The sequence below is a fragment of the Pseudanabaena mucicola FACHB-723 genome, assembly GCF_014696385.1.
Taxonomy (GTDB): domain Bacteria; phylum Cyanobacteriota; class Cyanobacteriia; order Pseudanabaenales; family Pseudanabaenaceae; genus Pseudanabaena.
In genome coordinates this window covers 91,935-118,545 of sequence record NZ_JACJQB010000009.1, presented here as the reverse complement: position 1 = coordinate 118,545, position 26,611 = coordinate 91,935, and the positions used below count along the sequence as shown (strand labels likewise).

General features: G+C 42.1%; 19 protein-coding genes and 1 pseudogene. 10 read left to right on the top strand and 10 right to left on the bottom strand.

Annotation, left to right across the window (positions count from 1 at the left end):
- Positions 1 to 95: 95 nt before the first annotated feature.
- Positions 96 to 1,193: pseudogene (locus H6F41_RS07165) on the bottom strand (N-6 DNA methylase); the annotation flags it as partial.
- A gap of 191 nt (positions 1,194 to 1,384) precedes the next feature.
- Between H6F41_RS07165 and gyrA the strand changes: the two are divergent.
- The 3 genes from gyrA to H6F41_RS07150 all read left to right on the top strand — a co-directional run bounded on the left by gyrA (position 1,385) and on the right by H6F41_RS07150 (position 8,858).
- On the top strand, positions 1,385 to 4,063 hold the full coding sequence (gyrA, locus tag H6F41_RS07160; RefSeq protein WP_190402782.1) for a DNA gyrase subunit A: 2,679 nt from the start codon (positions 1,385 to 1,387) through the stop codon (positions 4,061 to 4,063).
- Positions 4,064 to 4,422: 359 nt separating this feature from the next.
- Positions 4,423 to 7,914, top strand: a complete 3,492-nt coding sequence (locus H6F41_RS07155) for a pentapeptide repeat-containing protein (RefSeq protein WP_190402781.1) — start codon at positions 4,423 to 4,425, stop codon at positions 7,912 to 7,914.
- 74 nt (positions 7,915 to 7,988) lie between these two features.
- Positions 7,989 to 8,858, top strand: a complete 870-nt coding sequence (locus H6F41_RS07150; RefSeq protein WP_190402780.1) for an aldose epimerase family protein — start codon at positions 7,989 to 7,991, stop codon at positions 8,856 to 8,858.
- A gap of 53 nt (positions 8,859 to 8,911) precedes the next feature.
- Here H6F41_RS07150 and H6F41_RS07145 read toward each other — a convergent pair whose 3' ends face one another.
- From H6F41_RS07145 to H6F41_RS07115, 7 genes are all read right to left on the bottom strand, one after another.
- Positions 8,912 to 10,645, bottom strand: a complete 1,734-nt coding sequence (locus H6F41_RS07145) for a zinc metalloprotease HtpX (protein WP_190402779.1) — start codon at positions 10,643 to 10,645, stop codon at positions 8,912 to 8,914.
- A 211-nt stretch (positions 10,646 to 10,856) separates the two neighbouring features.
- The gene (locus tag H6F41_RS07140; protein ID WP_190402778.1) at positions 10,857 to 12,119 is read right to left on the bottom strand and encodes an MFS transporter; all 1,263 of its coding nucleotides are present in this window, start codon (positions 12,117 to 12,119) and stop codon (positions 10,857 to 10,859) included.
- A 213-nt stretch (positions 12,120 to 12,332) separates the two neighbouring features.
- On the bottom strand, positions 12,333 to 13,853 hold the full coding sequence (locus H6F41_RS07135) for a DEAD/DEAH box helicase (protein ID WP_190402777.1): 1,521 nt from the start codon (positions 13,851 to 13,853) through the stop codon (positions 12,333 to 12,335).
- Between the two features lie 332 nt (positions 13,854 to 14,185).
- Positions 14,186 to 14,419 carry a DUF7219 family protein gene (locus tag H6F41_RS07130; protein ID WP_190402776.1) on the bottom strand — a complete coding sequence of 78 codons (234 nt, stop codon included), beginning with the start codon at positions 14,417 to 14,419 and terminating at the stop codon, positions 14,186 to 14,188.
- Between the two features lie 300 nt (positions 14,420 to 14,719).
- Entirely contained in the window at positions 14,720 to 15,013 is a 294-nt protein-coding gene (gene rpsT, locus H6F41_RS07125; RefSeq protein WP_190402775.1) for a 30S ribosomal protein S20, read from the bottom strand.
- 171 nt (positions 15,014 to 15,184) lie between these two features.
- Positions 15,185 to 15,490: a DUF6825 family protein gene (locus H6F41_RS07120; protein WP_190402774.1), complete on the bottom strand. Its 306-nt coding sequence runs from the start codon at positions 15,488 to 15,490 to the stop codon at positions 15,185 to 15,187.
- Between the two features lie 191 nt (positions 15,491 to 15,681).
- Positions 15,682 to 16,635 carry an NmrA family NAD(P)-binding protein gene (locus H6F41_RS07115; protein WP_190402773.1) on the bottom strand — a complete coding sequence of 318 codons (954 nt, stop codon included), beginning with the start codon at positions 16,633 to 16,635 and terminating at the stop codon, positions 15,682 to 15,684.
- Between the two features lie 341 nt (positions 16,636 to 16,976).
- Between H6F41_RS07115 and H6F41_RS07110 the strand changes: the two genes are divergently transcribed.
- Together H6F41_RS07110 and H6F41_RS07105 are read left to right on the top strand one after the other, a co-directional pair.
- The gene (locus tag H6F41_RS07110) at positions 16,977 to 17,150 is read left to right on the top strand and encodes a hypothetical protein (RefSeq protein WP_190402772.1); all 174 of its coding nucleotides are present in this window, start codon (positions 16,977 to 16,979) and stop codon (positions 17,148 to 17,150) included.
- 268 nt (positions 17,151 to 17,418) lie between these two features.
- Entirely contained in the window at positions 17,419 to 17,673 is a 255-nt protein-coding gene (locus H6F41_RS07105; protein ID WP_190402788.1) for a YciI family protein, read from the top strand.
- 55 nt (positions 17,674 to 17,728) lie between these two features.
- Here the strand turns inward: H6F41_RS07105 and H6F41_RS07100 are convergent, their stop codons facing one another.
- The gene (locus tag H6F41_RS07100; protein WP_190402771.1) at positions 17,729 to 18,778 is read right to left on the bottom strand and encodes an AI-2E family transporter; all 1,050 of its coding nucleotides are present in this window, start codon (positions 18,776 to 18,778) and stop codon (positions 17,729 to 17,731) included.
- A 104-nt stretch (positions 18,779 to 18,882) separates the two neighbouring features.
- On the opposite strand from H6F41_RS07100, the gene H6F41_RS07095 reads away from it, so the two are divergent.
- The gene (locus H6F41_RS07095) at positions 18,883 to 19,662 is read left to right on the top strand and encodes an ABC transporter permease (protein WP_190402770.1); all 780 of its coding nucleotides are present in this window, start codon (positions 18,883 to 18,885) and stop codon (positions 19,660 to 19,662) included.
- 154 nt (positions 19,663 to 19,816) lie between these two features.
- Positions 19,817 to 21,097: a glycosyltransferase family 4 protein gene (locus H6F41_RS07090; protein ID WP_190402769.1), complete on the top strand. Its 1,281-nt coding sequence runs from the start codon at positions 19,817 to 19,819 to the stop codon at positions 21,095 to 21,097.
- A 19-nt stretch (positions 21,098 to 21,116) separates the two neighbouring features.
- Here H6F41_RS07090 and H6F41_RS07085 read toward each other — a convergent pair whose 3' ends face one another.
- Positions 21,117 to 21,479, bottom strand: a complete 363-nt coding sequence (locus H6F41_RS07085) for a YraN family protein (RefSeq protein WP_190402768.1) — start codon at positions 21,477 to 21,479, stop codon at positions 21,117 to 21,119.
- 35 nt (positions 21,480 to 21,514) lie between these two features.
- Between H6F41_RS07085 and H6F41_RS07080 the strand changes: the two genes are divergently transcribed.
- The 3 genes from H6F41_RS07080 to devC all read left to right on the top strand — a co-directional run bounded on the left by H6F41_RS07080 (position 21,515) and on the right by devC (position 26,589).
- On the top strand, positions 21,515 to 22,018 hold the full coding sequence (locus H6F41_RS07080) for a pentapeptide repeat-containing protein (RefSeq protein WP_190402767.1): 504 nt from the start codon (positions 21,515 to 21,517) through the stop codon (positions 22,016 to 22,018).
- A gap of 216 nt (positions 22,019 to 22,234) precedes the next feature.
- Entirely contained in the window at positions 22,235 to 25,405 is a 3,171-nt protein-coding gene (locus tag H6F41_RS07075; protein ID WP_190402766.1) for a SpoIIE family protein phosphatase, read from the top strand.
- A 14-nt stretch (positions 25,406 to 25,419) separates the two neighbouring features.
- Positions 25,420 to 26,589 carry an ABC transporter permease DevC gene (gene devC / locus H6F41_RS07070; protein ID WP_190402765.1) on the top strand — a complete coding sequence of 390 codons (1,170 nt, stop codon included), beginning with the start codon at positions 25,420 to 25,422 and terminating at the stop codon, positions 26,587 to 26,589.
- Positions 26,590 to 26,611: the final 22 nt, after the last annotated feature.

Below are 26,611 nucleotides of genomic sequence, written 5' to 3'. Positions count from 1 at the left end.
AGAGGTTCAATAATCTCCCACTCTTTATCGCTTAGGCTACTGCTATATCCCATGTTTGATCCCTTTCATTACTCTTCCTAAGATACCAAATGGGTTCTATACTTATGCTCCAACTTATGCGCTGGCAAATACTCAATCAACTCCGTCACATAGGTTCCCGTTCCCGTACAAGGATCGAGAATCTCCACCCCCTCATCCGATAGCAACTTGCCAAAATGCTTATGCACCAAATGATCCGCACTCTCGATCATAAACCGCACAATCTCATTCGGCGTATACACAATTCCCAACCGATCCGCCGCCTTGGGGTTATAAGCCTTGTAGAAATTCTCATAGAGAGCCTTGAGGAACTTCTGCTTCTCATGATGATTCGCAATATTCTCTGAACTACGACGAATCACCGCATAGTAATACTCAATACTCTTCAACGTATTGCGGCGCGTCGTCCCCGTAAAAAACGTATCGATCATCGCCGACAACTCACGCGCAATATTATTCTCCCGATGAAACTGTGACTCATGGAAAATATTTGTAAAAATATCCTCAGTAAGAATGTGCTGAATCAACATCTCATGCACATCAAAAATCTCAATCTCAGGATTAATCGACTGCCGACATACCTCTAAAAATGCATTCCTGCGATCGCGAAATTGTTGATTTTCCTTCTCCGCAGCTTGAATCGTCTCGCGCAACTTATTGAGAATACTAGGAATATCTTCCTTAAACTTGGTAATGGCAGCCCGAAAGTCTCGCACCTCTGGACGTTCGTAATCAACAAATATGTTGAGCAGGCGATCGAGTGCATCCGCATCCCGCATCGCCACCCGCCCAACCTCACGGCTATTCTGGATTAAAACCGCATTCTGAGAATCCTCAAACAAAATATTTTCATCGGGATAACCCTTCTCAAACTTCTTCTCAATTTCTAAATCTAGTTTGTCGTATTCATCCTTACTCTCCCACCACCCATGCTCCAACCTAATCGCATCCTTAATCGTGCCATCAGGAAAAACCGTCGTATTGAACTTAGTCTTAAAGTCTAATTCAGGAACCAGTAAATAATTGCGAGGCTTACAATAATCATTTAGTAAGCGTTCAAAAGCATTGCGAATGCTGGTTTCTTTTTTTGAGCCACCATAGCGAATAATTTTTTCAACCTCCGCTTGATACTGTGTAACCAGCAATCTCGACATACTCAAAGCCTAACGAGTTGTATTAGCGTCATATTTTAACATTAATTTTTCATCTGATGGTCTAGATGGCATACTAAAAACCCCCTTGAAAACCCCGCAAAGCTTTATAATAGTAAGACACTTAGTAAGAATTGCCTATATCACACGGGGCAAGCACTGCCAAGCAATGCAAGGAGAATTTGAGTAGCCGTATGACTGATATCTTAGAAGATCGGATTATTCCAACAGACCTACGCGGCGAAATGTCGCGATCGTATCTGGAATATGCCATGAGCGTGATCGTCGGTCGCGCCCTGCCCGATGCCCGTGATGGACTCAAGCCTGTACATCGTCGCATTCTCTACGCTATGCACGAATTGGGCATGACCGCCGATCGCCCGTTTCGGAAATGCGCCCGTGTGGTCGGTGACGTAATCGGTAAATATCACCCGCACGGTGACACCGCCGTGTATGAAGCATTGGTACGGATGGCGCAAGACTTTTCGATGCGCGATCGCATGGTCGATGGTCACGGTAACTTTGGTTCTGTCGATAACGATCCCGCCGCCGCCATGCGATATACCGAATGTCGGTTGACTCGGATTTCGCAATTTGGGCTAATTCAGGATATCGAGCGTGATACGGTTAACTTTGGCGATAACTATGATGGCTCACAACAGGAGCCGCTAGTATTACCAGCCAGAATTCCCCAATTATTGTTGAATGGTTCTTCAGGGATTGCCGTGGGGATGGCGACCAATATTCCTCCGCACAATTTGGGCGAGTTAGTGGATGGTTTAGTGGCTCTAATTGCCGATCCGAATCTCACGGATTTGGAATTGATGCAATATATTCCAGGTCCCGACTTCCCTACAGGTGCTTTGATCTTAGGAACCGATGGCGCTCGTGAAACCTATACGACGGGACGCGGCTCCGTGACCATGCGAGCAGTGGCAAGCTTTGAGACGATTTCCGCTTCTGGACGGCAGGATCGTGAGGCGATTATCATCACCGAAATGCCTTACCAAACCAATAAGGCGGCACTGATCGAACGCATTGCGGAAATGGTCAATGAGAAGAAAATTGATGGCATTTCCGATATTCGTGATGAAAGCGATCGCGATGGGATGCGTTTAGTCATCGAATTAAAACGCGATGCCTATCCAAAAGTAGTGCTGAATAATCTTTACAAATCCACGCCTCTACAATCGAACTTCAGTTGCAATATGTTAGCACTGGTAGATGGCGAACCGATTACGCTAACGTTGCGTCATGCCTTGCAAGTATTCCTAGATTTCCGTTACGAAGTAATTACACGCCGTACTCAGTACGAATTACGTAAAGCCGAAGAACGTGATCATCTATTACAAGGTCTATTAATTGCGCTCAATCATTTAGATGCAGTCATTGCACTGATTCGTGGAGCCGATGATAGTAGTTCTGCGAAAGCGGGCTTGATTGAGAACTATGGACTTTCAGAAGCTCAAGCCGATGCAATTTTAGCGATGCAGTTACGTCGTTTGACGGCTCAGGATGCTGATAAGATTCACGATGAGCATAATCAGTTAGTTGAGAAGATTGCGGATTTACAACATATTCTCGCAAATCGCGATCGCATTCTCACGATTACCCGTGAAGAATTGGAAGCAATCAAAGCTGAATTTACAACACCTCGCCGCTCTCGCATTCTGCCCAATGAAGGTGATATTGATACTGCCGATTTGATTGCCAATCGCGAAACGATTGTGATGGTGACGGAGCAAGGCTATGTGAAACGAATGCCTGTGGATACTTTCACCGCTCAACATCGCGCTACACGCGGCAAAGCTAGCGCCAATGTCAAGGATGACGATGCGATCGCCCATTTCTTTGCCTGTCGCAGTCATGACAAAGTTCTCTTCTTTACCGATCGCGGTAAGGTCTATGGAGTCAAGGCCTACGAAGTTCCTGAATCAGGTCGTGCCGCCCGTGGCACAGCCGTGGTGCAACTATTGCCGATTGCATCTGGCGAAAAAATTACCACAGTTTTGCCAATCAGCGAGTTTAGCGAAGATGAATATCTGGTCATGCTCACGGCTGGTGGCTATATCAAAAAAACGAAGTTACCAGCTTTTGCCAATATTCGTTCCAATGGTCTAATTGCGATCGCCTTAGAAGAAGGTGATTTGCTGCGTTGGGTACGTCGTGCTAAAGCCGATAACACAATTATCGTCGGTTCACGTCAAGGCATGTCAATTCGCTTCCGTACTGACCATGAGCAGTTGCGCCCGATGGGTCGTGATACTCGTGGCGTAAGGTCTATGCGTTTGACAGGCGATGACGAAATCGTGAGTATGGATATTCTCCCCGCAGGCTTAGCTGAAATCGAGGAGGTTGAAGGTTCTGAAGAAGATATTGATTTGACCGTAACTGTCAATGAAGATGAGAATCTCGAAGCTGAGACTACCGAGGCTGAGAATGAAAAAGCTCAAGGCCCTTGGGTACTAGTCGTGACCAGAGGCGGATATGGTAAGAGAGTTCCAGTCAGCCAATTCCGTATCCAAAAACGTGCAGGTAAAGGTTTGCGCGTCACCAAATTTAAAACTGGACAGGATCAACTTGCTTCGCTCTGTTTAGTTGACGAAAATAACGAACTAATGATTGTCACCAGTCGTGGCATCGTTATGCGTCAGTCTACCGATGCAATTGCTTGTCAGTCCCGTACTGCTAGAGGTGTCCGCTTACAAAAGCTGGATACATCCGATGCAATTGTGGGCGCAACTCTAGTGCCTCCTGCCCTCGAAGAAGAGAGTGAAGATCTAGAAGATCAAAATGATTCTTCTGTTACTTCTGACATAGCAGCAGTAACAGAAGAATCTGTAGTAGAAACTGAGGATGTCACAGAAGAATAAAAAACTAGTTGTATTGTGAATACTAAATGGGTTAGTGCAGCTCCCAAAATGTATTGCAGCTTGCATTTAGTTGTAAGCGCAATTCATAAATTGCACTTACACTTTGTTCTTTTGCATAAGTCCTAGAATAAAAAGGGATGCTTTGCATCTCTTTTTATTTAATTTTTTAACTACGCTGAACTGCTTAATTAGAAAATAATTGATAGCAACCTACTATGAGGATTGACCTAAAATAGGCATGGCTGTTTCGCATTAATGTTTTATTGAAATTAGGCGAATTTTCTTGCTAGACTATCAGCTAAAGCAACATAGAAATTGCTGAGTGGTGCAAGCCCAACGCTAACGTCGAGGATGGAGTCATGGCTTTCAACAATAACACATCACCAAAAGGTCAGGGTATGAATGAGCCAGACCCCAAAAAAGTCATGCCTGATGTTGCTAATGAAAATCCCTCTGCTGATGACAATTTAGACTGGCTAAAATCTCTTGATCTATCACCACCAGTCCAGACATATTCTAGTGGCAAGCCGATCAAGAGCCATCAAGAAGATACTACCACTAGCTTTGATGATATTGATTGGCTGATTGTCAGCGATCTCAAATCTAAAATTGATGATTCAAAAATTACAGGTAGGGCAAACACTTCAGGTACTTCATCCGTCTCTCAACCAATCTCACCGTCATCTATCTATAACAATGATGAAGATAACGATGATTTAAATTTAGATGGACTAGACTTGCTCAGTCTATCGAGCTTCAATAATATAGACTCTTTGGAGTCCTTAGATTTTGGTGATGTCGAAGAATTTGACATTGACCAATTGCAAGGCAATATTGATGACACAGAAATCAAAATTCGAGAGCTATCTCAATTATTAGACAATGAGCTAGATCATGATGTAAACCTTGATATTTCACCTACTAGCGAGGTAATTTCGAGGGAAGTAAATGATAACTTTATAAATCTCGATGATTGGGATAATGGAGAGTCAATAGCTGCCGATTTGCCTCAAGATTTGCTAGAAATGCCCAGAGAAGAAGCTGATGATACGTTTAACAACCTTGATGCAGATCTGTTACTTAATGCCAATGCGGCACTAGATGAAATAGATAGTGATCACCATAACAACGACGAAGAATTTTGGTCAACCGAATCGCCATCCATAGATACCAAAGAGCTGCATGACTCTGTGGATAATGTATTTGCCAATGATTGGAGTCAGCCCGATGATTATCCAATTGACGATGCTATGTGGGATATTCCCCTTAGCATAGATTCTAGTGCAGATTTAGATCTATCTACTCCGTTAGAAAACAAAGATTTTGATCCTCTATCCCCAGAGTCAGTTGTATCTGATTTAACTACTAATGATATGGATTGGGAGCATGTTGCGATCGCAAATCCACTTACCAGTGACATAATTCCCAATGATATGGACTGGGATAGTGACATGCTCTCCGATGATATGGAATGGGATAAGGACAAGCCGACATTTTTAGGATCAGATGTAGAATCAGCATCTCTAGATTTAGATGATGTTGCTCAAGATCCTCAATCTATTCCCAAACCCATCCCAGAAAAATTGGCTAGCATTGAGACTCACAACACTCCACCTATACTCGATAATTTTGAGATAGATCATGACCTTAATATTCTAGATACTTCAATTAATGATTTAGATCTTTCCGAATGGGATGAAATTACATCATCTAAATCATCTGACAGTTCTGAAACTAATCAAGATTTAGGAAGTTTTTTAGTAGATAATTTTGACTTAGAGCAGTTTGATGATAGTGCTTTTATAGCTGGCAACATGCTAGAGTCTTCAACTTCGCAGATCACTACTGGACTCAACAACTTGCTAAATAAAGACAATGAGCTAGAAGCAGAGAAAGTAGCGGTTAGTGAAATAGATAGTGAAATAGAGAAATTCGATAATTCTATTAATCTAACTCATACTCTCACTCAAGCTCCCAGCGATGCTCTTCTCAATGACAGTTATGAAGTTGGCATAGATGATGAAATTTTGGTCAACGAATTACTGAATGACAATACCTTTATTCAACCATTGGCTAGTAATAGCACTACAGATATTGATACATTACTTGAAAAAGAGCAGGTGGTGAGTAATGACATTGATGGTATAGACTCAGAATTTTCAATTTCTCCTAATGAACCAACCTCTACCTCAAGCTTCGATTTAGATATGGGTAGTGATTTCCTAGACGACTTTGAACTAGATGATCCAAGTTCCCATTTTGATGATTTTGATGAGTTTATTCCCTCTTCTCTATCTACTAGTTTGAATCCTCTCAATAATCTCAAAACTCCAAACGTATCCAGTTTTGATCTTCAAAAGAATGCTGAAGCTTTTCAACAAGCTAATGAACCTCAGATCAACAATCCACCACCCTTGCCTTTCATCCCACCATTACCCCCAAAACGCGAATCTCCAAAACAATCAGCTCCACAGGCTGTCAAACCATCCCCTATGGCAATGCCGCCTGCGCTCCCCAGAAATGCACCACTTCCACCAAAGTCGATGCCAATACCGATGGGCGTTCCGCCTCAATCGAGAAATCCTATGGAGGCAGCTATTCCTCAAAAGCCCCGACCTGCTGGAAATGCTCCAAAATTAAGAGATAGTATCCCTGATTTAAATTCAATAGGTTTGGAAGAACATGATGATAGTAATGACTGGTCAGAATTACTGGATAGTACCAATCTTTCTGATAGCATCACGACTATTATCAGTTCAGGAAAGCTAGACAGAACTCCTGAAGCACCTAAATGGAAAGACAATATTGATGCTCCTATCCGTCCTCCCGTCCCGCCAGCAGTTAAACAAAGCCCTCCTCAACAGCAACCAATCCCCAAAATTAATAATTCTCTGAATAATGATCAGCTTGCTCAAGTAGAATTCGAGCGCATTGCTGCAAGTGCCTATTATTCTGATGACAGCCGAGTCGAGGCAAAACCCACAACAGCAGAAAAGATCAAGAAATTCAAAACTTCTGTTTTACCACCACTCAGTTTAGAAACTATATGGCAAGATTATCTCAAAATCCCTGTGATCGGACTAGGGGTAATAGGGATCGTTGCAATTATCTTTAGTCTCGCAAATGAACCAATTTTTAACATGGGATTAAGATGGGGCGTTTTCAAAAATGCTAGTGGCAAAAATTTTAGCAATGCTGATTTTTCTGGTGCAAATCTGGAAAACGTTGACTTTAGTAAAGCCAACCTTGTTGGTGCAAAAATGGAAAAAGCCAACCTTGTTAGCGCAAATCTTCAAGATGCGAAACTGGATGGGGTGAATTTTACTGATGCCAATCTCAGTAGAACTAGGCTGATTAATGCCAGTGTTGTTCGCTCAGAATTTAAAAATGCTCAAATGAATCTTGCTGATCTTTCGGGCGCGAATTTAGAGCGCTCTAATCTAGTAACAGCAAAGATGGAAGGGGCGAATCTTACAGGTACTAAAATTGGTACTCAAGGTAAGGAAAATGCTACCAAATTGAGTCCGACGGTTTTATTAGCTTGGCAGATTGTTAACCAACCTAAGGAAGGACGCAACCTCTCAAAGCAGAATTTATCGGGTTTAAATCTCAATTCAGCGAATCTGAGAAGAGCGAATTTGTCTGGAGCAAGGTTAAACTACACGGATATGACTAGGGTGGATTTGAGTGGTGCAAATCTTTCCTCTAGTCAGGTCAATGGCGTGAATTGGAATGGGGCAAAGTTAACTGGTGCAAATGTAAGTGGTATCGTTTTTGACGCTAATAAGGCTCCGCGCACAGATAATAAAACAATCTGCCCCGATCGCAAAAACGGTCCTTGCAAGTTTTAAATTGAATAAGTGGCTCGGCATAAGTAAATGGCTTCGCGATATAATTATTTCTTAAATGTTACAGAGCTAAATTTGTGTATAAAGTTTCTTCTCAACAAAAGCAATACAACACCTTTACCCTTTCCGATGGCAGCAGCAACTCACAAATAGAGGTTGTGCCAGAACGGGGTGGCATTGTCACAAGCTGGAAAATTAATAATCAAGAGGTCTTTTATCTGGATACCGAGCGCTTCGCCCATCCTGAGCTGAGTGTGAGAGGCGGCAATCCCATTTTATTTCCACTCTGTGGTAATTTACCCAACGATACCTACAGCATTGATGGTAAAACACATCAAATCAAACAACATGGTTTTGCCCGTGAATTACCTTGGCAGGCAACATCTCAAAGCGAGAATGGTGAAGCAAGCCTGACGGTGGAATTAACTAGCAATGGGCCAACCAAAGCAGTCTATCCCTTTGATTTTCATTTGTCGTTTACCTACGCTTTGCGCGGAAACACCCTAGAAATTCGCCAAGAGTACAAGAATTTATCATCGACCCCGATGCCTTTCTCGGCTGGATTCCATCCCTATTTTCTCTGTAGTGACAAAAATCAGATTGCCGTTGATATTCCTGCAACTAGATATGAAGATAATCGCACGAAGGAAAGTTTTGATTTTGATGGCAAGTTCAACTTCGATCAAGACGAGATTGACTCTGTATTTGGAAAGCTATCGAGCCGATCCACTTCAGTAACCGATCATGATCGCAAACTGAAAATTGCGATCGATTACGATGATTTTTATACTTATTTGGTGTTTTGGACAGTGAAGGGCAAAGACTTCTATTGTCTAGAACCTTGGAGTGCAACTCGTAATTCTTTGAATACTAAAGAGTATTTAACTGTATTAGAACCTAATGCTAGCTGTCATGCTGTGGTTAAGATTACAGCAAACTTTTTCTAATTTAAAAGCTTGTACTTCCTGCTACGCAGGAGGTACAAGCTTAAAAGTAGGAACTAGGCAGCAACAAATAGTAATGCTGCGATCGCCAAAAAGATAATTGACAAAACTAAACCCCAAAAAGCAGGATGACTAGAAACTTTGTTGCCATTCTTGGTTGATAGGAGTTCTAAATCCATCCAAGATGCAACACCGCGACGGAACCAACCTTTTGCTGTAGTTTCTGTGCCAATCAAACCTTCTACACGTTTCATCCCAAAAAAGAAGTTACCCAAAGGACCCCAACGAGAAGCATAGAGTAAATACATCATGCCTGTTTTGTCCTGCAACTTCAGATCAGAACCAAATACATAGCCAGCATCTCCTCTACCGATGAGAGTACCTTCTAGTTGAACAGGTTGACCACGTAGAGGACTAGCATAGGCATCAGACATGAGCGTAATCACATCATTAGCAGGTGCATTTTTAGAGCTAGGATACATGATCGATCGCTTGAAGATCATCACAACACTTAGCAATAGCAGTGGCATTGCTACAAACGCCTTGACTCCACCGATGTTTTTAAACAGAACTGCCCCGATCGCTAAACCAATAACAATGGCGATAAATTCCGCACCATATAGCAGAACATCCTGATAGAAAGTACCATAGAGACGTTTCTTGTCGAGTTGTTTACCTTCAGCAACCACACGACCCATATCAAATTCCATCGCTAGCCCTAACTGCTCAGCATAGTTACTGAGAGCGCGAACACGCTTACCTGTGAGCGGATGGGTCGAATTTAACTCCATCCACCAGCCCCAAGGATTGAACAAATCCCAAAGGAATAGGCGACCAACTTTTTCGGGCGAAGAAGAAATTTGATAGGCAGTACCAGTAGAAGCTGCTGCTTTTGCGTCATAAATACCAAGAGCGCGAGTACCTTGTAGTAATCGACTTGGTTCTTTAGATTGCTCTGTTTCTTGGACAATGCCATAGGCAATCTTCACTAAGGCACGAGATAAACCATTGGGATTACCCGTCTGCTCAGCGGCAAAATGATCAGCAAAATATTCTCTAGTGCGCGATAGGTAAAGCAGTAGATATGTACCGATAATGTAAAAGATATAGGCAATAAAAGCCGTCGCCATGGCTGCGTTTTCTGCCCGTTCATCATTCACTTTTTTGCCAATCTCGCGAATGGTGACATAGAGTAAATAGGTGATTTGTACCAAGGTCGAAGCGACGGTCATGAGGGCAAAGTCCCAATTGACGATATGTCCAAGCTCGTGGGCATAGACAGTTGCTGCTTCATCATCATCTAGATATTTAAATAGACCTGCACTTACTACCAGACGGGCGCTATTGGGTAAAGCACCATAGGTAAAGGCGGTCGGATTATTGTCATCAATAATGCCTAAGCGAGGCTGTGTAATTTTTTTGAGACTGCAAACGCGCTGAATTACACGTGCAGACTCAGGACTATGTCGCTCAATTTCATCAAGACTGACCCATCGAGTGTGATAGAGCCAGCCTTGGACTAAATCCATAATCCAAGGTGAGACAAAGAAAATAATCGCATTGATCAACACGGTCACAATCACGGCAACGCCAAAACCGATTAGGGGATTGGGGCTGTTGACAATAAAGATTGTGGCAGTGACTAGCGAAAAAACAATTCCCACCAATAAAGCAATCGTTACTCCCGATGCAAGGGCAAGATTACCTGCAATTTTTGCTGTCACCAAACTGGCTCCAACCTGTGCTGCTCGACCCGCTTTTTGAGGAAATCCTGATTCTGATGTGGTCATAGAACCCTCCCTGATTTATTGAGTATTAGTCCTATATAAAAGTGCTGATACACACTACCAACATCATATATCTATGACTTTCAATGTAATGTTTATGAAATGTTAAACAAAATAAATTTAAAACTTAGAAGCTCGTGTCACACGCTAAGCGTGTGACACGAGCTTCTAAGTTTTGGTTGTAACTATGCTGAACTAATTAGCTAAAGCAAACTTAACAAACAAGTGAGTTTTGCTTAACCGCATAGCGATCAGGTGTCTGACCGATCGCAAATTTAAAGGAATCAACCACAGTTTTGTTGGACTGTGTACCAAAAATTATTAATCCCAATACACAAAGTCCTGTTGCGATCGCAAAAATATTGGTGATCCCCACAAAGGCAATCATTCTACCCATAATTGGCCCTGCGATCGCAATGCCCACATCAAAGCCAATCCACGTCATTCCAAATACATAACCCCGTTCTTGAGGCACAGTGCGATCGGCAAGTAGCGCAACAATCGCAGGAATAGTGATCCCCGCGCCAATACCTTCTGCTACTCCCGACAGTAAAAAAGTATAGTCATGGTTGGCAAAATAGATCAGGGTCATGGACACAGCATAAAAGAAAACACCAATCGAAATAAAAATACCGCGTCCCCATTGATCGCTGAGGCTTGCCACAGGAAACCGAATAATAAATCCAGACAATGCTGCCGCCATATAAAACAAGCCAGCATTCAGTCCAATATTTTTTTGCTGCATCAAAATCGGCATAAAAGAACTGAGTGTCCCAAAGGCAAGTCCCACCAATAATAGAATTGTGGAAGGCACTCTAACACGAGGATTTAAGAAGGTTTGCCAAAATCCTAATTTCTTTGGGTGTGGGGTTGCGACTTGACGCTCATCCTGATTTCCTTCAGTCGCAATTTGAAAAGAAAGTAAGAGTCCTGCAAATGCTAATAAAGAAGCCGAAACAAAAAGAAGTTGATAGCCCCAAGCCTCATACATCAATCCCCCAATTGCAGGGCCAAAAGCCAGTCCCAATGGATTGACCAAGCTCATATAGCCAATCACTTCTCCGCGTTTTTCAATGGGTGCAAGGTCGGCTACTAAGGCACTATAGCTAGAGGCAAATGCAGCAATACTGATCCCATGCAAGGCTCGAAAAAACATTAACATCGGAATTGATGGAGAAAAGGCATAGCACAAGGGAATAATCGCTGCCACAACCAATCCAATCCGCATAGTGTAGCGTCTGCCTTTGCGATCAGAGAGTTTACCAAGATAGGAACGACAAACTAATAAACCGATCGCAAAAGAACCCATTACCATCCCAATTTGGTCAAAGGACTGCGTTAAGGTGCGGATATAAAGAGGGATAGTCGGTAACTGTGATGCCATACTTGACCAGAAAAACAAACCAGCCAAAAAAACCGCAGTCAGATTTTTGCGAAGGTAATGATCAAGACTAGAGAAAGTATTTAGAGACTGCATGTTTTGATATGACCATTAAATGACCATTAAGAGCAATTAAACATTCAGCCCAAGCAATAGATTAGAAATTCAATTAAGAACTTCTCTTTCAGTTGCTTGGGCTGCGATTAGTTATTTATTATTATCGCCTAAGTTCTAATTCAGAACTATCCAGCGATCGGGCTATATTCTAGAAATGTCACGCTTCGCATGACACTTCTAGAATATGGAAGTCTAGTATTTGACAGGAGCCGAAGAGCGATCCCCTGCACGAGTAGGTCGGCGAGAATCATATCCGCCCGAACGACCACCGCCGCCTGAACGACCACCGCCATCGCGAGAGCCACTCTGACCACGCTTAATTGGTCTACCACTGTTGTAAGCACCATCACGATCGCGATCGCGACCAGAAGGACTATGGGGTTGCTTAGCTAAGACCTGTAATGCAGCTTGCTCAGCCTTGTCAGACTGTAACTGAGTGTAAGCCAGTTGTAACGCAGCAGCAGCAATTGCTTGAGGATCGTATTCCTCAACCAACTGAGATACTAGCGGCAAGAAAGACGCAAGACGTTCACCAGCTAGAGCTTGTAGCATTTGTTCGGTGAATCGACCAATACGACGTTCCTGAATTTGTGCCACATTAGGAAGAGGCAATGGAGGTAATGGCATACCTACCTGTTGCTCCAATTGACGCAATTTGTAACGCTCTTTTCCAGAAATCAAAGTAATCGCGATTCCCTTCTTACCAGCACGACCAGTACGACCAATACGGTGAACATAACGTTCGGGATCATCAGGAATATCAAGGTTAAAGACATGAGTCAGACCATCGATATCCAAACCACGCGCCGCAATGTCAGTTGCCACAACCCAACGCACTTGCTGATTACGGAAACGACGGAGTAGAGCTTCTCTCTGAGATTGGGAAAGATTACCGTGATACTCATCGACACTATGGCCAGAAGCTTGAAGGATTTCCGTCAATCGGCTAGCTGAATCCTTAGTTCGCACAAAGATAATTGCAGAAGCAGGAGCTTCATACTCCAATACAGGCAATAGAGCTTCTTCTTTAGTCAGGTGATAAGGAACTAGATAAATCTGTTGATCAATGCGAGTAGGCGTAGAGTCTTGAGTCTCTACCTTAACAGTGACAGGAGACTTGAGGAAGTTCTTTACCAAACGCTTCACCGCAGGAGGCATAGTTGCGGAAAAGAAAGTGCTTTGTTTGGTGGAAGGAGTAGTTACCAAGATCCGCTCGACATCTTGAATGAAGCCCATATTAAGCATTTCGTCGGCTTCATCCAAAACAAACCAAGCTAGACTCTCTAGCTTCAGCTTGCCACGCTCCATTAGGTCGATTACACGACCAGGAGTACCAACTACAACATGAACACCTCGTTCCAGTTGAATCATTTGGCGGCTGATGTCAGATCCGCCATATACAGTGAGAATTTTTGCACTAGGTTTGGTGTTAAAGCTACGCAGAGCTTGTCCAACTTGAATTGCAAGTTCGCGAGTTGGAGTCAAAATTAACGCTTGTAGAGAATCATTATCTAGATCCAAACGTTCAAGAATTGGTAAGGCGAAGGCAGCAGTTTTACCAGTACCAGTCTGTGCTTGACCGAGTACATCCGCACCTGCGAGTAGTTGAGGAATTGCTTGCTCTTGAATCGCTGTAGGCTCTGTAAAGCCAATAGATTCGAGCTTAGCAACTCGTGCTTCTGAAATACCGAGAGAAAGAAAAGATGAGGGCATGATGATCCTAAGATTTGCAGCAAATTTGTTCTAAGAACAGTTCGCCTATTCTGCCAATCGCACGCGATAAACAATCAATAACAAAGCCGAAGGACATCTCTGCCCTAAATTTTAAGCGGTTTAAAAAGAGTTCTTCTATGAAAACCTCAGCTTCCAAAGATTAGATTGCTTTGGATAGTCATGCAATGGGAGAAATCAGCAAAATGAAGTTAATTATTTCTAGTATAAACCTATGTTAAAGATTGTAAACAACCTTTTAATCGATTTATGTCTATGGTGAGAGTAAGCGAAAAATGGTAATCGTGTTGCTATTTATCTCTCTAGGGGTACTCTCAATCGCCACCTAGAAGATTTTCCTTAGACTCATCTAGTTTTTTCCAGAGGTCTTTGATTTGTTGATAAGCTTCGTTTGGTGAAATTTTACCACCAGTCTCTAAGGCACAAATAATCGATATCCGATTGGTGAACTCTTGTAGGTTAGCATCAAAGGCTAAGTTTTGGGGTGAAAACTCGCCTCTAAAACTAGAGATGGGATTTAAAAAGCTATCTTTATCTGATGTTGACATGGAGATAAGTCCATAGGTATGAGCAGGACAGGTTGAGAATATCTCAAGATCGCAGACGAGATGAACTGTAGGGAGAAGCGATTATTCTGCAACCTGCCCGAATATTCAGGTTGTCAACAAGATGTTGTAACGCCGTATTCCTAAGCTAATTACTTCTTAAATTATTTCTCTGAACAATTGTAACAAATCTATACAGATAAACCTATGCTTTGACACGACTAAGCAAACAGGGTTTGTTACTAGCCAGAAAACGACGCTACAGATAATGCAGATACTAACTGACTTGTCTAATTTGAGGAATTAGCTAGCAGTAGTTACATTTTTAAGAGCAACAGAGAGCTTAGACTTACGACGTGCACCTGTATTACTGTGAAGTACACCACGCTTAACAGCACGGTCAATCTTGCTATATGCCAATGATTGCTTGGCATTAGCTACTGCAAGTGCTTCAGGTGTAGGATTTGCCTTGTAAGCATCAACTGCTTCCAAGTAGCTCTTCATAAGAGTCTTAACGGCTGATTTGTAAGATTTATTGCTTAGACGGTTACGCTCAGCGATCTGAATGCGTTTCTTTGCGGACTTGATGTTTGCCACAGTTTATCCCTTTAGCGAAATGACATAGTTTAAAGCGTCTATTATCTTAACATTTTAGCGAAATTTTGCAAGCACAAAACTAGCTGACGCTTGAATTGTTTATAGACTAATGAGCTGAGAAGTTGAAGCAATCATATAGACAGTCAAAGTTTGGCCGTCTATATGATTGTGTTAGTTGTTATTGACTCGATATTGCTGTAGCTCAGATTTTAGTTGAGCAATTTCAGCACGGAGATTATCAATGGTCTCTTGTAGCTCGTCAGCATCGATATCATTGTCATTGGCTTTAACAGAACCCTTTTGCTGTTCAGCTTTTTCCAAAATTGTTTCGACAAAGCTCCGCAAATGCTCCCGTTGTTCAGCATCAAATTTCCCAAATGCACTGATAGCTTCAGTTAAGGTGTCTTCAACACGGTCAATTACAGCTTCAGCAGTGGCTCTACCAATAAAAAAAGCGTCTAATGGTGATTTGCTCATGGTTTGTTTGTATTGTCGTTTTTAGTTAATTGGTTGCTGTATTTTGCATTTCACGAGCTAGTAACGATGCTTATGCAGATTTCAATATAGCAATAAATTTAAAATGTCGTCTGTGCAGAATATACATGCCAACTACATTTCAATAATATTTGCCCTCAAATATATAGTAGTTGTTGGTACTTATCGAATCCTTAGAAAGGAGCTTTGATTTTTGGTTCCTTGTAGTCCAACTCCTTCAGTTTTTTGAGAATACGGCTAAAGTATTCCTGCATGTAAGATTCTAAGGTGGTCATGTCTTCTTCGGCTAGTCCAAAAATCTTGTAAGTTTCGGTCATGTCAGCATCAAGGGGGATGCCACTAGCAAGGACTTCGGCGTAGGTCATGCGTTCTGCAAAGCTCCAACCAAATTCAAAGGCAAGTGCTACCTTGCGAGCAAAGCGGAGTAAACCAATTGGCATGTTGGCAGTTCTGCGGGTACGACCTGACATCCTTTCGCAGAGTTTAATGATTTCGCTGGGTTGCCATGCTTTAGGACCTGCGATCGCAAAAGACTGACGTTCAGTTTCTTTAACGGTCAAGGCTCGGACAGCAAACTTGGCAATGTCTTGAGTATTCATGTAAGCGATCGGTGATGATTCGCCACCAATCCAGATCGTTTGATTTTCAAGGATGGGAATTGCGTATTCACCAATCAAGTTTTGGAAAAATCCACAGGGCTTGAGGATGGTGTACTTCAGATCTGTAGAGGCAAGAAATTTTTCAGTGCAATACTTTATGTCCATTAATGGCACATTGGGATATTTCTCGGCATTGAGAATCGAGAAAAAGACAAAGCGCTCAATCTTGGCACGTTCAGCTGCTTGGATTAGATTTACCTTGCCGAGCCAATCAACATCTTTAATTCTCATTGATCCAGTGGCACGAGTTGTGGCTGCGTCAATGACTTCGGTAACCCCTTCTAGTGCATCGTCGATACTATCAGGATTATTCAGGTTTCCTGCGACTAAATCTGCACCCCATTCTCTAAGGAAGTTGGCTTTTTTAGGGTAACGCACAAAACATTTGACTTTCAGCCCCCGATCTAGTGCGTGACGGGTGATTTGACGACCTAATGTACCTGTCGCGCCAACGATCAGTAAGCTCATAAAATTTTTTATTAAATTGACTTTGTAAACATATATAAATCTATCAGATATTTGGTGACAACTTTTGGTAGGCAAGTCGGGTACTCGCTAGGCTGAGATCAAAATCACTGATAAATGGGGATTTGCCAGATTGGGCGGGGATCAATTTAAGCCAAACGATAGAGTTAGAATCTTCCTAGCAACTTACTGGAATTGCATACGGCGACCTTTTTTGTAACCGAATATTACAAAAAATAGTTGATAGCACGAAGAATTATTGAGAATCAGGCAACAGCTTGATCTGCTGCTGTAGGCTAGGGGCATTAATAAAGCCTTTCAAATATATTCGGTATTTTTATAAGATGTATAACAATTCGACTAAAGATCCTGTTGTTGCCGCAGTGACCGCAGGTTTGGGTGCAGGTGCTGTCGCATGTTTTAGTGTTAGCCAAGGTCAAAATATTTTTGTTGCTGTTGGTGTAACTGCCTTTGCTACGGTCGTTGCCCTAATCGTTGACCGTCTATTTTTTAGCTAAGATATTATATCTGCGATGTTTAAGCTCAAAAAAAGAAAGGGATGCTAAAGCATCCCTTTCTTTTTTTGAGCTTTTAGAGGTATGTTTGCTTTTTACGAAGTAACTGGGCGCAATTAAATATAAAAACCTTAAAACCTGTGGTGCACGCTGCGCGTGCACCACAGGTTTTAGCTCTGGGTTTTAATTATGCCTAGTTACTTGTTAATTACTTAGTTAACTTATTTGGGAGATTGCCAAAACCTTGAGTACCGAACTTAAAAAATTTGTAATGTGGGGTAGCTATTGTGAGAATGTTCTCGAAAAACGAGTACCTTTTCGTCAAGCCCATTTAGATAATCTAAAATCTCTGCACGATGCAGGGCAACTACTGACAGTGGGACCAACCCAAGATGTGACCAAGGTATTTGCAGTATATGTTGCTAGTGATCGCGCAGCAGCAAAGCAATTAGTTGAGGCTGATCCCTATTGGCAAAATGGGATTTGGACAGATTACGAAATCCATGAATGGATTCAGGTTTATTAATGCTTGATTAAATGAAAAGAGGGTGGCAATGCCACCCTCTTTTCGTAACACTAGTTTATTCGGGTGTGGCGGGTTTGGCACTAAAGTGATTGAAACAAATTCTGCCGATGCCTGCGATGGGCGGAGCAATAATTGCGCCAATGATCCCAAACAGTTCCGCCCCCACCACAATCGAAAGCAACAGCTCAAAGGGATCTAGATTTAAATATGGTGCAACTAGCCAAGGTTGCAGTATAAAGGCTTCGACCTGTTGGAGGGTAAAGCAAATAAAAATTGCGATCGCACTATTGTTAAAGTTATTGCCCCAAGCGGCAATAAAAATTGCAGCAAGTGCTGCTAATCCACCAATATAAGGAATTAAATTTGCGATCGCAGTCAACAAGCCTAAAGCACCTGCAAAGGGAATCGAGAAAATCGATAAAATTAAATATGTGCAAAATCCTAACAGACTAGATGTACCGAATCTCCCCACCATATAAGCACCCAAGCAATTAGTGACTGGGGGGAGCAGCGTTTCTACTTCATCCCGAATCTCTTTTTTAAATGGTCGTAGACAACGACGGATTAAACTTTCCGAGTTAATTACCATATAAGCTGCAATCAACATGCTTAAGATGCCAAAGCCAATCGCATTAACAAACTGCAAGGTAAATACAAAGGTTTGACTGACAATTTCTTTGCCAAAGTCCTGTGCTTGATCGATCAACGGCTGTGTTTCTAAAATACGATTTAGTTGATCTGGGCTGAATTTAAATAAGGCTTGAGGTAATTGGATCTGTTCTAACAGTTTCGGCAATTTAATAAAAAATTGCCCCAACTCCAGAATAATCTGTGGTGCAGGTGCAATCGCTAACATGACGATGACCAGCAAAAGCAAATAAAGTACGGCAACTGCGCCTACACGATTTAGCCCAAGATCCCAGCGCTTGAACTTAACTCTAAAACCAACTAATTTTTTGACAATGGGGGTAATTGCCCCTGCCCAAAACAAACTTATCAATAGCAATTGCAAAGTCTGGCGTAATCGAAACGCAAGGTAAACAAGAATCGCAATGATGACAATGCGTTTTAAGTATCTACTTAGGTTCTTTTTGCCACTTAACACAATTTTGCGGAGATCTCTAGGCGATTGATGAAAGATGGTAAGTCACTTTAGACCGACTCTACTTATAATTACCATACAAACTCCTCAACGCCTAAAAATTTCACATGAACTACATCCATGAAGCGATCGCAATCGGACGACGTATTCTCCTAGAGTTGTTTCGCACCTATCGCACTTTGCTTTTATGGGTAATTTTTCCAATCTCGATGTTATTGCTCAATGGCTTTGTCCTTGCCGAAGGCTCAAAAATCACTACTGATGAGTCATTTAAACTAGCTGCACCAGCAACCTTAATTGGGGCTGCCCTCTTTTTTAGTTGCCTTGGCGGCACAATGTCCACAATCGTGTCTGAGCGGGAAAGCCTCACGATCAAACGTTTACTGATTGCGCCGCTCAACGGAGTGTCATATTTTCTAGGTATATTTTTTGCCTATGCTACGATCGGTATGGGACAAACCTTGATTATTTACACCGTTGCCTCATTTTGGAATGTTCGTTTTAGTGGTTCTGCGCTTATGGGGATTTTAGTGATCTTGGCAAGTATTGGTTCCTATGTGGGGATGGGATTTGTCCTTGCGACTAAATTTGCCCGCAGAGCCGAGGATGTTAATTCTCTAGTTGCAGGTGTGGGAGTACCATTACTGATTTTGGGGGGTGCATTTTTCCCAACCACTTTTTTATCTAAAGATTTACTGTTAATCACACAGTTTAATCCTGTATATCACATGAGTGAAGCTTTTACGGCTCTTTCTAGTGATAGCAAGGATTTGAGCAATCCAGACATGATTTTGCATTTGAGATTTTTAGTCGGTTTCTTCATTATTGCGATCGCATCAGGTTGGTTAGCATACAAACGCATGTTGCAAAACGAGAGTCATTTGTAGGACACTCTCTGCCGTAGGGTTGATTTAAAAATTCTTGGGTATAATCCTACGAATTCAATATTAAAGATTTCATTATCAACTGGGAACGAAATTATAGTGAAATGTTTAAGCAACATGTTTACGAATAGACAACATGCGATGAGGTAAGGATAATTTGAAAAATAGCATTAGCATCGTTACGCAATTCTATCCCCCCGACTATGCTGCGACAGGTCAGTTTGTTTATGATTTAGCTAGTGGTTTATCCCAAGAGGGTTTTAAAGTAAGCATATTTACGGGAATGCCTGGCTACGCATTTAGGCAAACTGATGTGGAGCATGAAGAAATGAGTCATGGAGTCTATGTACGGCGCACTGGCTCGATTCATCTGATGCCCAAGCGAATTCGTAACAAAGTATTAGGCAGTGTTCTCTTTTTAATGCGTTGCATTGTGAAGTTACGTCATAAAAATATTCGTGGTTCTCATCTAGTCTTAACATCTGCGCCACCTTTTTTAGGTTTGATTGGATGGTTTTATAACAAGATATTTAGTCATACCTATAGCTGCATTATCTATGACATCTATCCTGAAGTCGCAGTGCGCTTGAAAGTAGTCCCAGCAAACCATTGGGTTGTCAGGTTCTGGGAATTTGTGAATTTGAAGGTTTGGAATCGTGCTGAATCCTTGATTGTGCTTAGTGAGCCAATGCGCCAACTCTTAATTCAAAAAAGCCCAAAACTTAAAGATAAAATCCATGTAATTCATAGCTGGGCAGATCCTCAACTAATTTATCCAATCGCCAAGTCAGAGAATTGGTTTGCTCAACAATATGATCTGACGGGTAGCTTTGTTGTCCTTTATTCAGGTAATTTAGGACGTTGCCACGACACTCAAACAATTTTGCAGGCAGCGCAGCTATTAAAAGCACGTACTGATATCAAGTTTTTGTTCATCGGTAATGGTGTAGGGTCACAGATTATTAAAGAAGCGATCGAGGCTGGGGAATTACCAAATGCTTTGCAATTGCCGTACCAAGATAAAGAAGTTTTGCCTTTCTCTTTAACAGCCTGCGACCTTTCTCTAGTTAGTATTTTGCCAAATGTTGGTGATACTGTTGCCCCATCAAAAATGTATGGGATCTTGGCGGCAGGACGACCTGTGGCTGTCATCTGTCCTGAAGACAGCTATTTGCGAGAACTTGTAGAAGAAGGTAGTTGTGGAAGCTGTTTTAATAATGGTGATGCTCAAGGTTTAGCTAGCTATATCTGCTGGTTAGCGAGCCATGCCACTGTAAAAGAACAGCTAGGGGCAAATGCACGTCACTTACTGGAAATGCATTACACTATTGATCAAGCAATTCCCAAATACATCGCAGCCTTAGGATTAAGAGAAAAGCAAGTCATCGACCCTATTGAAAAACTAAAATATAAGCCAGAAGCGAACTTTCATAATTAATACAATGCTTGGCAATAGGTTAAGCAATAAAAGCTTGCTCTATATAACTTTGCAAATGTAGATCTGTTCCTGCACGACGTACTAAGGCAACATCAAACCGACAAGAAAGTTGCTCTAGCTGGGGATTTTGAAATAGAAATAGGGATGCTGTTTTAATAATTTTAGATTGCTTCTGCGAGGTAATTGCCAAACTCCCATCACTATCCCAATTGCGATCGCACCGAGTTTTTACCTCAACAAATAATAGCCATTGGTGGTCACAGGCAATCAAATCTACTTCTCCCCATCGGCATCGCCATTGAGTTGCTAAAATTTGCCAGCCGTTTGCTTGCAAAAGCTTAGCAACTAGTACCTCGCCGCAATCGCCAACTGCTTTTGTCATAAACTTGATCCTAGAACTTAGCTATCATGAAGATTATGAAACTTAAATTTTTTAGTCTACACAATATTATTCGTCAGGCGATTGGCATAATTCTATGTATGGCAATCGTGATCTTAATTGCTCAACCTGCGATCGCAGATGTCTATGTCAAAGCATTTTTACAAGGTGCCGATTTTTCTGGTAAATCGCTATTGGGATACCAATTTAATGAATCTGACCTACGTAATACATCCTTTATCAATGTTGACGCTCAGGGCGTGAGCTTTTTTGCAGCCAATATGAAGGAAGCAGATTTGACAGGCGCTAATCTCAGCTATAGTACACTTGATAATGCCCGTCTCGATAAGGCAAACTTAACCAATGCTGTAATTGAAGGCTCATTTGCATACGGGACATCCTTTAATAACGTCATCATCGAAGGCGCAGACTTCACAGATGTATATTTACGTCCAGCAGTTCGCCAAAAGCTCTGCCAATCAGCATCAGGACAAAATCCTACAACTGGTAGATTTACCCGTGATACCCTTGAGTGTGAGTGATACTTGCGTTCAGTATTGTGCAATATATTGATGTATAAAAATTAGCAGACTATGGCTCAAGCTATGATTTTATGAGATATAAAGCACTATAATTTCATAAAACTATGTTTTTGAGAATAATTTGACTGATCCTGATATAAGTAAGTATCAGAAGAAGTAAGGAATAACATCCTTGATAGTATTAATTGTTCTGAGGATCGCTCTGCCTATTAATGTATGCAGCTAAATGAAACTTCCAGTGACCTATCTAGTGGCAGACTGTTACAAAGGAGCTTGTTGCCACAAAGCTTGCCTATTTATCCTGGGCTAGATATTGCTGCGGAAGTTTGGACAGCCGTAGATCTGGGGGGAGACTATTATCAATTTTTAGAACAATCAGGAACATTGGCAGTTGCAATCGCAGATTCGTCGGGCAAATCGGTTGCTGGGGCAATCCATGCCGCTCTATTCAAAGGTCAACTCGATGCTTACGGGCAGCAAGGTCGCCTCCAAAATCCTGCCTCAATGCTCAATTCCTTAAATCAATTGCTATGTAAAAGCCACATTGATGATGCGGTAGCTCTTTCCTATGGGGCAATTGATTTAGTTACCTACGAGCTACATTTAGGAAATGCAGGTATCCCAGGTCCATTGATCTATCGAGCAGATAGCAATACTTGTGAAGAAATTGTTAATCCTGCGATCGCATTGGGGCGTTTTGACAGTGCTGCCTATAGAGCAGTTTCGCGATCGTTAAATGAGGGAGATATTGCCATTTTCTTCAGTGATGGCTTGTTTGAAGCCACAAACCCATTAGGAGAGGAATTTGGACGTACAAGAGACAATGAAGATATTTCTCCATTACGGCAAACTGTAATTCAACTAGCACAAAATTCAGCAGTTGATATTTTAGAGGGCTTAAAAACTGCTCTCGATCAATTTTCCGAGCGGGATATCCCTGATGATGATGTGTCGATTGTCATCATTAAGCTCAATCAAAAGGTGCATTTCTCAGAACTGCGAAATTGCCCTTATCTTGAAGCGTTACAGGCTTGGCAACGTTCAGAAGAAACCGATGACTCTGCATTATTACGTGGCACTCGCCTTGCCGAAGCGATCGCATGGGCAGAGAGTCAAGCCGAGCTACCTCGAATTGATCGCAGTTTTTTAGAAGCATCACAAAGAATTAGTGAACGTGAGCAGTTGATGTCCGCAAGGGCTGCCGATGCTGATCGCCTTGAAAAATTAAGCCAAGAACTAGAAAAAAGTCTTGATGCGGAACGTCGCCAACGCATAGTTGCGGAAATGGGCGAAATCAATGAAAAAATAGTTGCTCTCACCATTTCTTCAGAAGCACTCTATCTGTCCAACAATCATATCGAAGCAATGATTGCAGGCGTAATTGGAGGAGTACAACTAAAACGTCTAACTACTCAAGTTGATGAAAGTACCCTCGCCAATTTACGAGCCAATACCCAAATTCGGTCAATTACGGCTCTAGAGCAGGTTGTCTATGGCATCCATGAGTACAACCGCCTTGAAGGGCATGGTTTTTGGGTTAATAAAGTGTGCTATTCCCGTGACGGTCAGTACATTGCGTCGGCTAGTAGCGATCGCAGTATCAAAATCTGGGATGAATCAGGCATTTTATTGCAAACTCTTGTAGGGCATACCAATTGGGTAACTAGTGTTGCTTTTAGTCCCGATGGCAAGCTGCTGGTTTCAGGCAGCCGAGACAATATGCTCAAGCTTTGGAAACGAAATCCCGACACAGGCAATTTTGAAGAACAACCCATAGCCACTCTCAAAGGACATGATGGGCCAGTTCTAGATGTATGTTTTAGCAACAATGGGGAAATGATTGCTTCGGCTAGTGAAGATACAACCGTGCGGCTATGGAAAAATGATGGCACTGCCATCCGAACTCTCAGGGGTGGTCACGATCGCTGGGTGACTTGTGTTGCTTTTCACCCGAATAGTAAATCCTTAGTTTCAGGAAGTGCTGATCGCAGCTTAATCATCTGGAATACCCTTGGCGTGGCAGTCAAACATTTACGTAGCCATGACAGCTTTGTGGAAAGTGTTGCCTATGCCCCAAATGGTTTGGCAATCGCCTCTGGCAGTCGCGATCGTACTGTCAAAATTTGGGGATCAGATGGGGTCTTAATCAAAACGTTTTATGGACATACTGACAAAGTATGGAGTGTTGCCTTTAGCTACGATAATCACACTATTGCTTCTAGTGGATTTGATCGCGAAATCAGAGTTTGGGATATAGAACAGGGCTTATTACATAGATTTCAAGGACATGGTGATGTTGTCCATAGCGTCGCGTTTAGCCCCGATGGGAAAAATCTTGCCTCCGCCAGCCGTGATACAACTGTCAAGCTTTGGTCTATTGGTGGTACACCTCTCAAAACCTTAATGGGGCATACAGATGAGGTGTTTTCCGTGGCAGTCAGCCCAAATTCCAAATTTTTAGCATCAGCATGTAAAGATAAAACCGTCAATCTCTGGAACGCCAATGGTACTCTGGAAGCGGTTCTAGAAGGGCATAATGACAAAGTTAACTGTGTGACCTTTAGCCCTGATAGCTCAACAATTCTCACGGCATCCGCAGATACAAGCATTAGAATGTGGAAAACTGACGGCACTCTCATCAATACAATTAGTGCCCATCGGGCGGAAATTTACAAGGTTGTCTATCGTTGCGATGGTCAAGTATTTGCCACTTGCAGTGCTGATGGCACGGTTCGGGTCTGGAGTTCTGATGGCAAGTGGCTACAAACTCTTACAGGGCACTCTTCAGAAGTTTACAGCATTGACTTTAGTCCCGATGGCAGTATGCTCGCTTCTGCAAGTAAAGACAAGCTCATCAATTTGTGGAGTTGGGATGGCACACTCTTAGGCACTCTAGACGGACATAGCGCCGAGGTTTATACAGTTTGTTTTAATCCTAATGGGACAGGGCTTGCCAGTGGCAGCATGGATCAAAGCGTTAAACTGTGGAGTATTGATGGCAAATTAATCAAAACATTAAATGGTCACAGCGCCGAAGTCACCAGTATCTGCTTTAGTCCTGATGGCAAATCAATTGTGTCGGCTAGTGAGGATTCAACAATTCAGTTTTGGAGTGGAGAAGGGACACTTTTACGAACATTTAACGGACATCAAGGTCCCGTTCGCAGTGTTTGCTTTAGCCCCAATGGTAAAACACTGATTTCATCAGGAGAAGACCGCAAAATCATTATGTGGAATCTTGATCTTGAAAACCTCTTAATGCGTGGATGTCAATGGTTACAAAAATATTTAAGGACTAACATTAATGTGTCTGCTGAAGATAAGCGGACTTGTCTAGGTGGCTGTGGTTGGCTTTACAAATATTTAAAATCCACTTCTCCCACCTAAAATTTTTCACTTAAATGCTTGCTATTCCCCTCGCATGGTTACAACTTACCTATCAAAAAGGTCGATTAGCGATCGCAATTGCAGGCATCATGTTTGCGGTGATTTTAATCGCGATGCAATTGGGCTTTCAGTCGGCTCTATTTAAAAGTGCCGTACTACTACATCTTAATCTCAGTAGTGACTTAGTGCTAATTCATCCTAGCTCTAACAACTTATTGAATCTCAGAGAATTTGCTCGCCGCCGCCTCCATCAAGCTGATGGATTTGCTGGGGTCAAAGCAACCTATCCTGTATATATTGGACTTGCTCAGTGGAATGCCGCCGAACTTGGGATCAAAGAGGATATTCTAACGATTGGAGTTTCGCCACAGGCAAATCCTTTTCTGTTTCCCAACATCAAATCAGATTTAGACAAGACCCTTATTCCCGATGTTGTTCTATTTGACCGCGGCTCTAGACCAGACTTTTATGGCGAAGTTGCCTCCCAATATGAATCAGCTCTTGCTCAAGGAAAAAATCTAACTAAGGAAATTTCTGATCGTCAAGTCACTATCGGTGGACTTTTTACGATGGGGGTCTCCTTTGCCGCCAATGGCACAGTTATCACCAGTGAGCAAAATTTTCTGCGAATTTTTCCCGATCGACTGGTTGGCAATATCAGCTTAGGTCTAGTACAACTGGAGGTAGGAGCCAATGCGATCGCAATTAGAGATGCCATGCGTTCTAGATTAGATAAAGATGTCCAAATATTGACCTTACAAGAGTTTATCGATCTAGAAAGAAATTACTGGGCGGAAGCTACTCCCATTGGGTTCGTATTTGGCTTGGGCGTAACTATGGGCTTTATCGTTGGTGTCGTCATTGTCTATCAGGTTTTATATAAAGATGTTTCCGATCATCTTGCTGAATACGCCACACTAAAAGCCATGGGTTACAGTAATTTATATTTATTTGGTCTAGTTTTACAAGAATCTTTATTACTATCAATATGCGGATTTTTACCAGCAATTCTAATTTGTACAATTCTTTACAGGCTAACTGAAAGTGCTACGGGATTACCTTTAGAGCTAAATAGTGATCGCGTTGTACAACTGTTATTACTGACAATTACTATGTGTGCTATTTCAGGAACACTATCTCTTAGCAAAGTCCAATCGGCAGATCCTGCGGAAATATTTGACTAATAAAAATGACCAACAAAAAAGC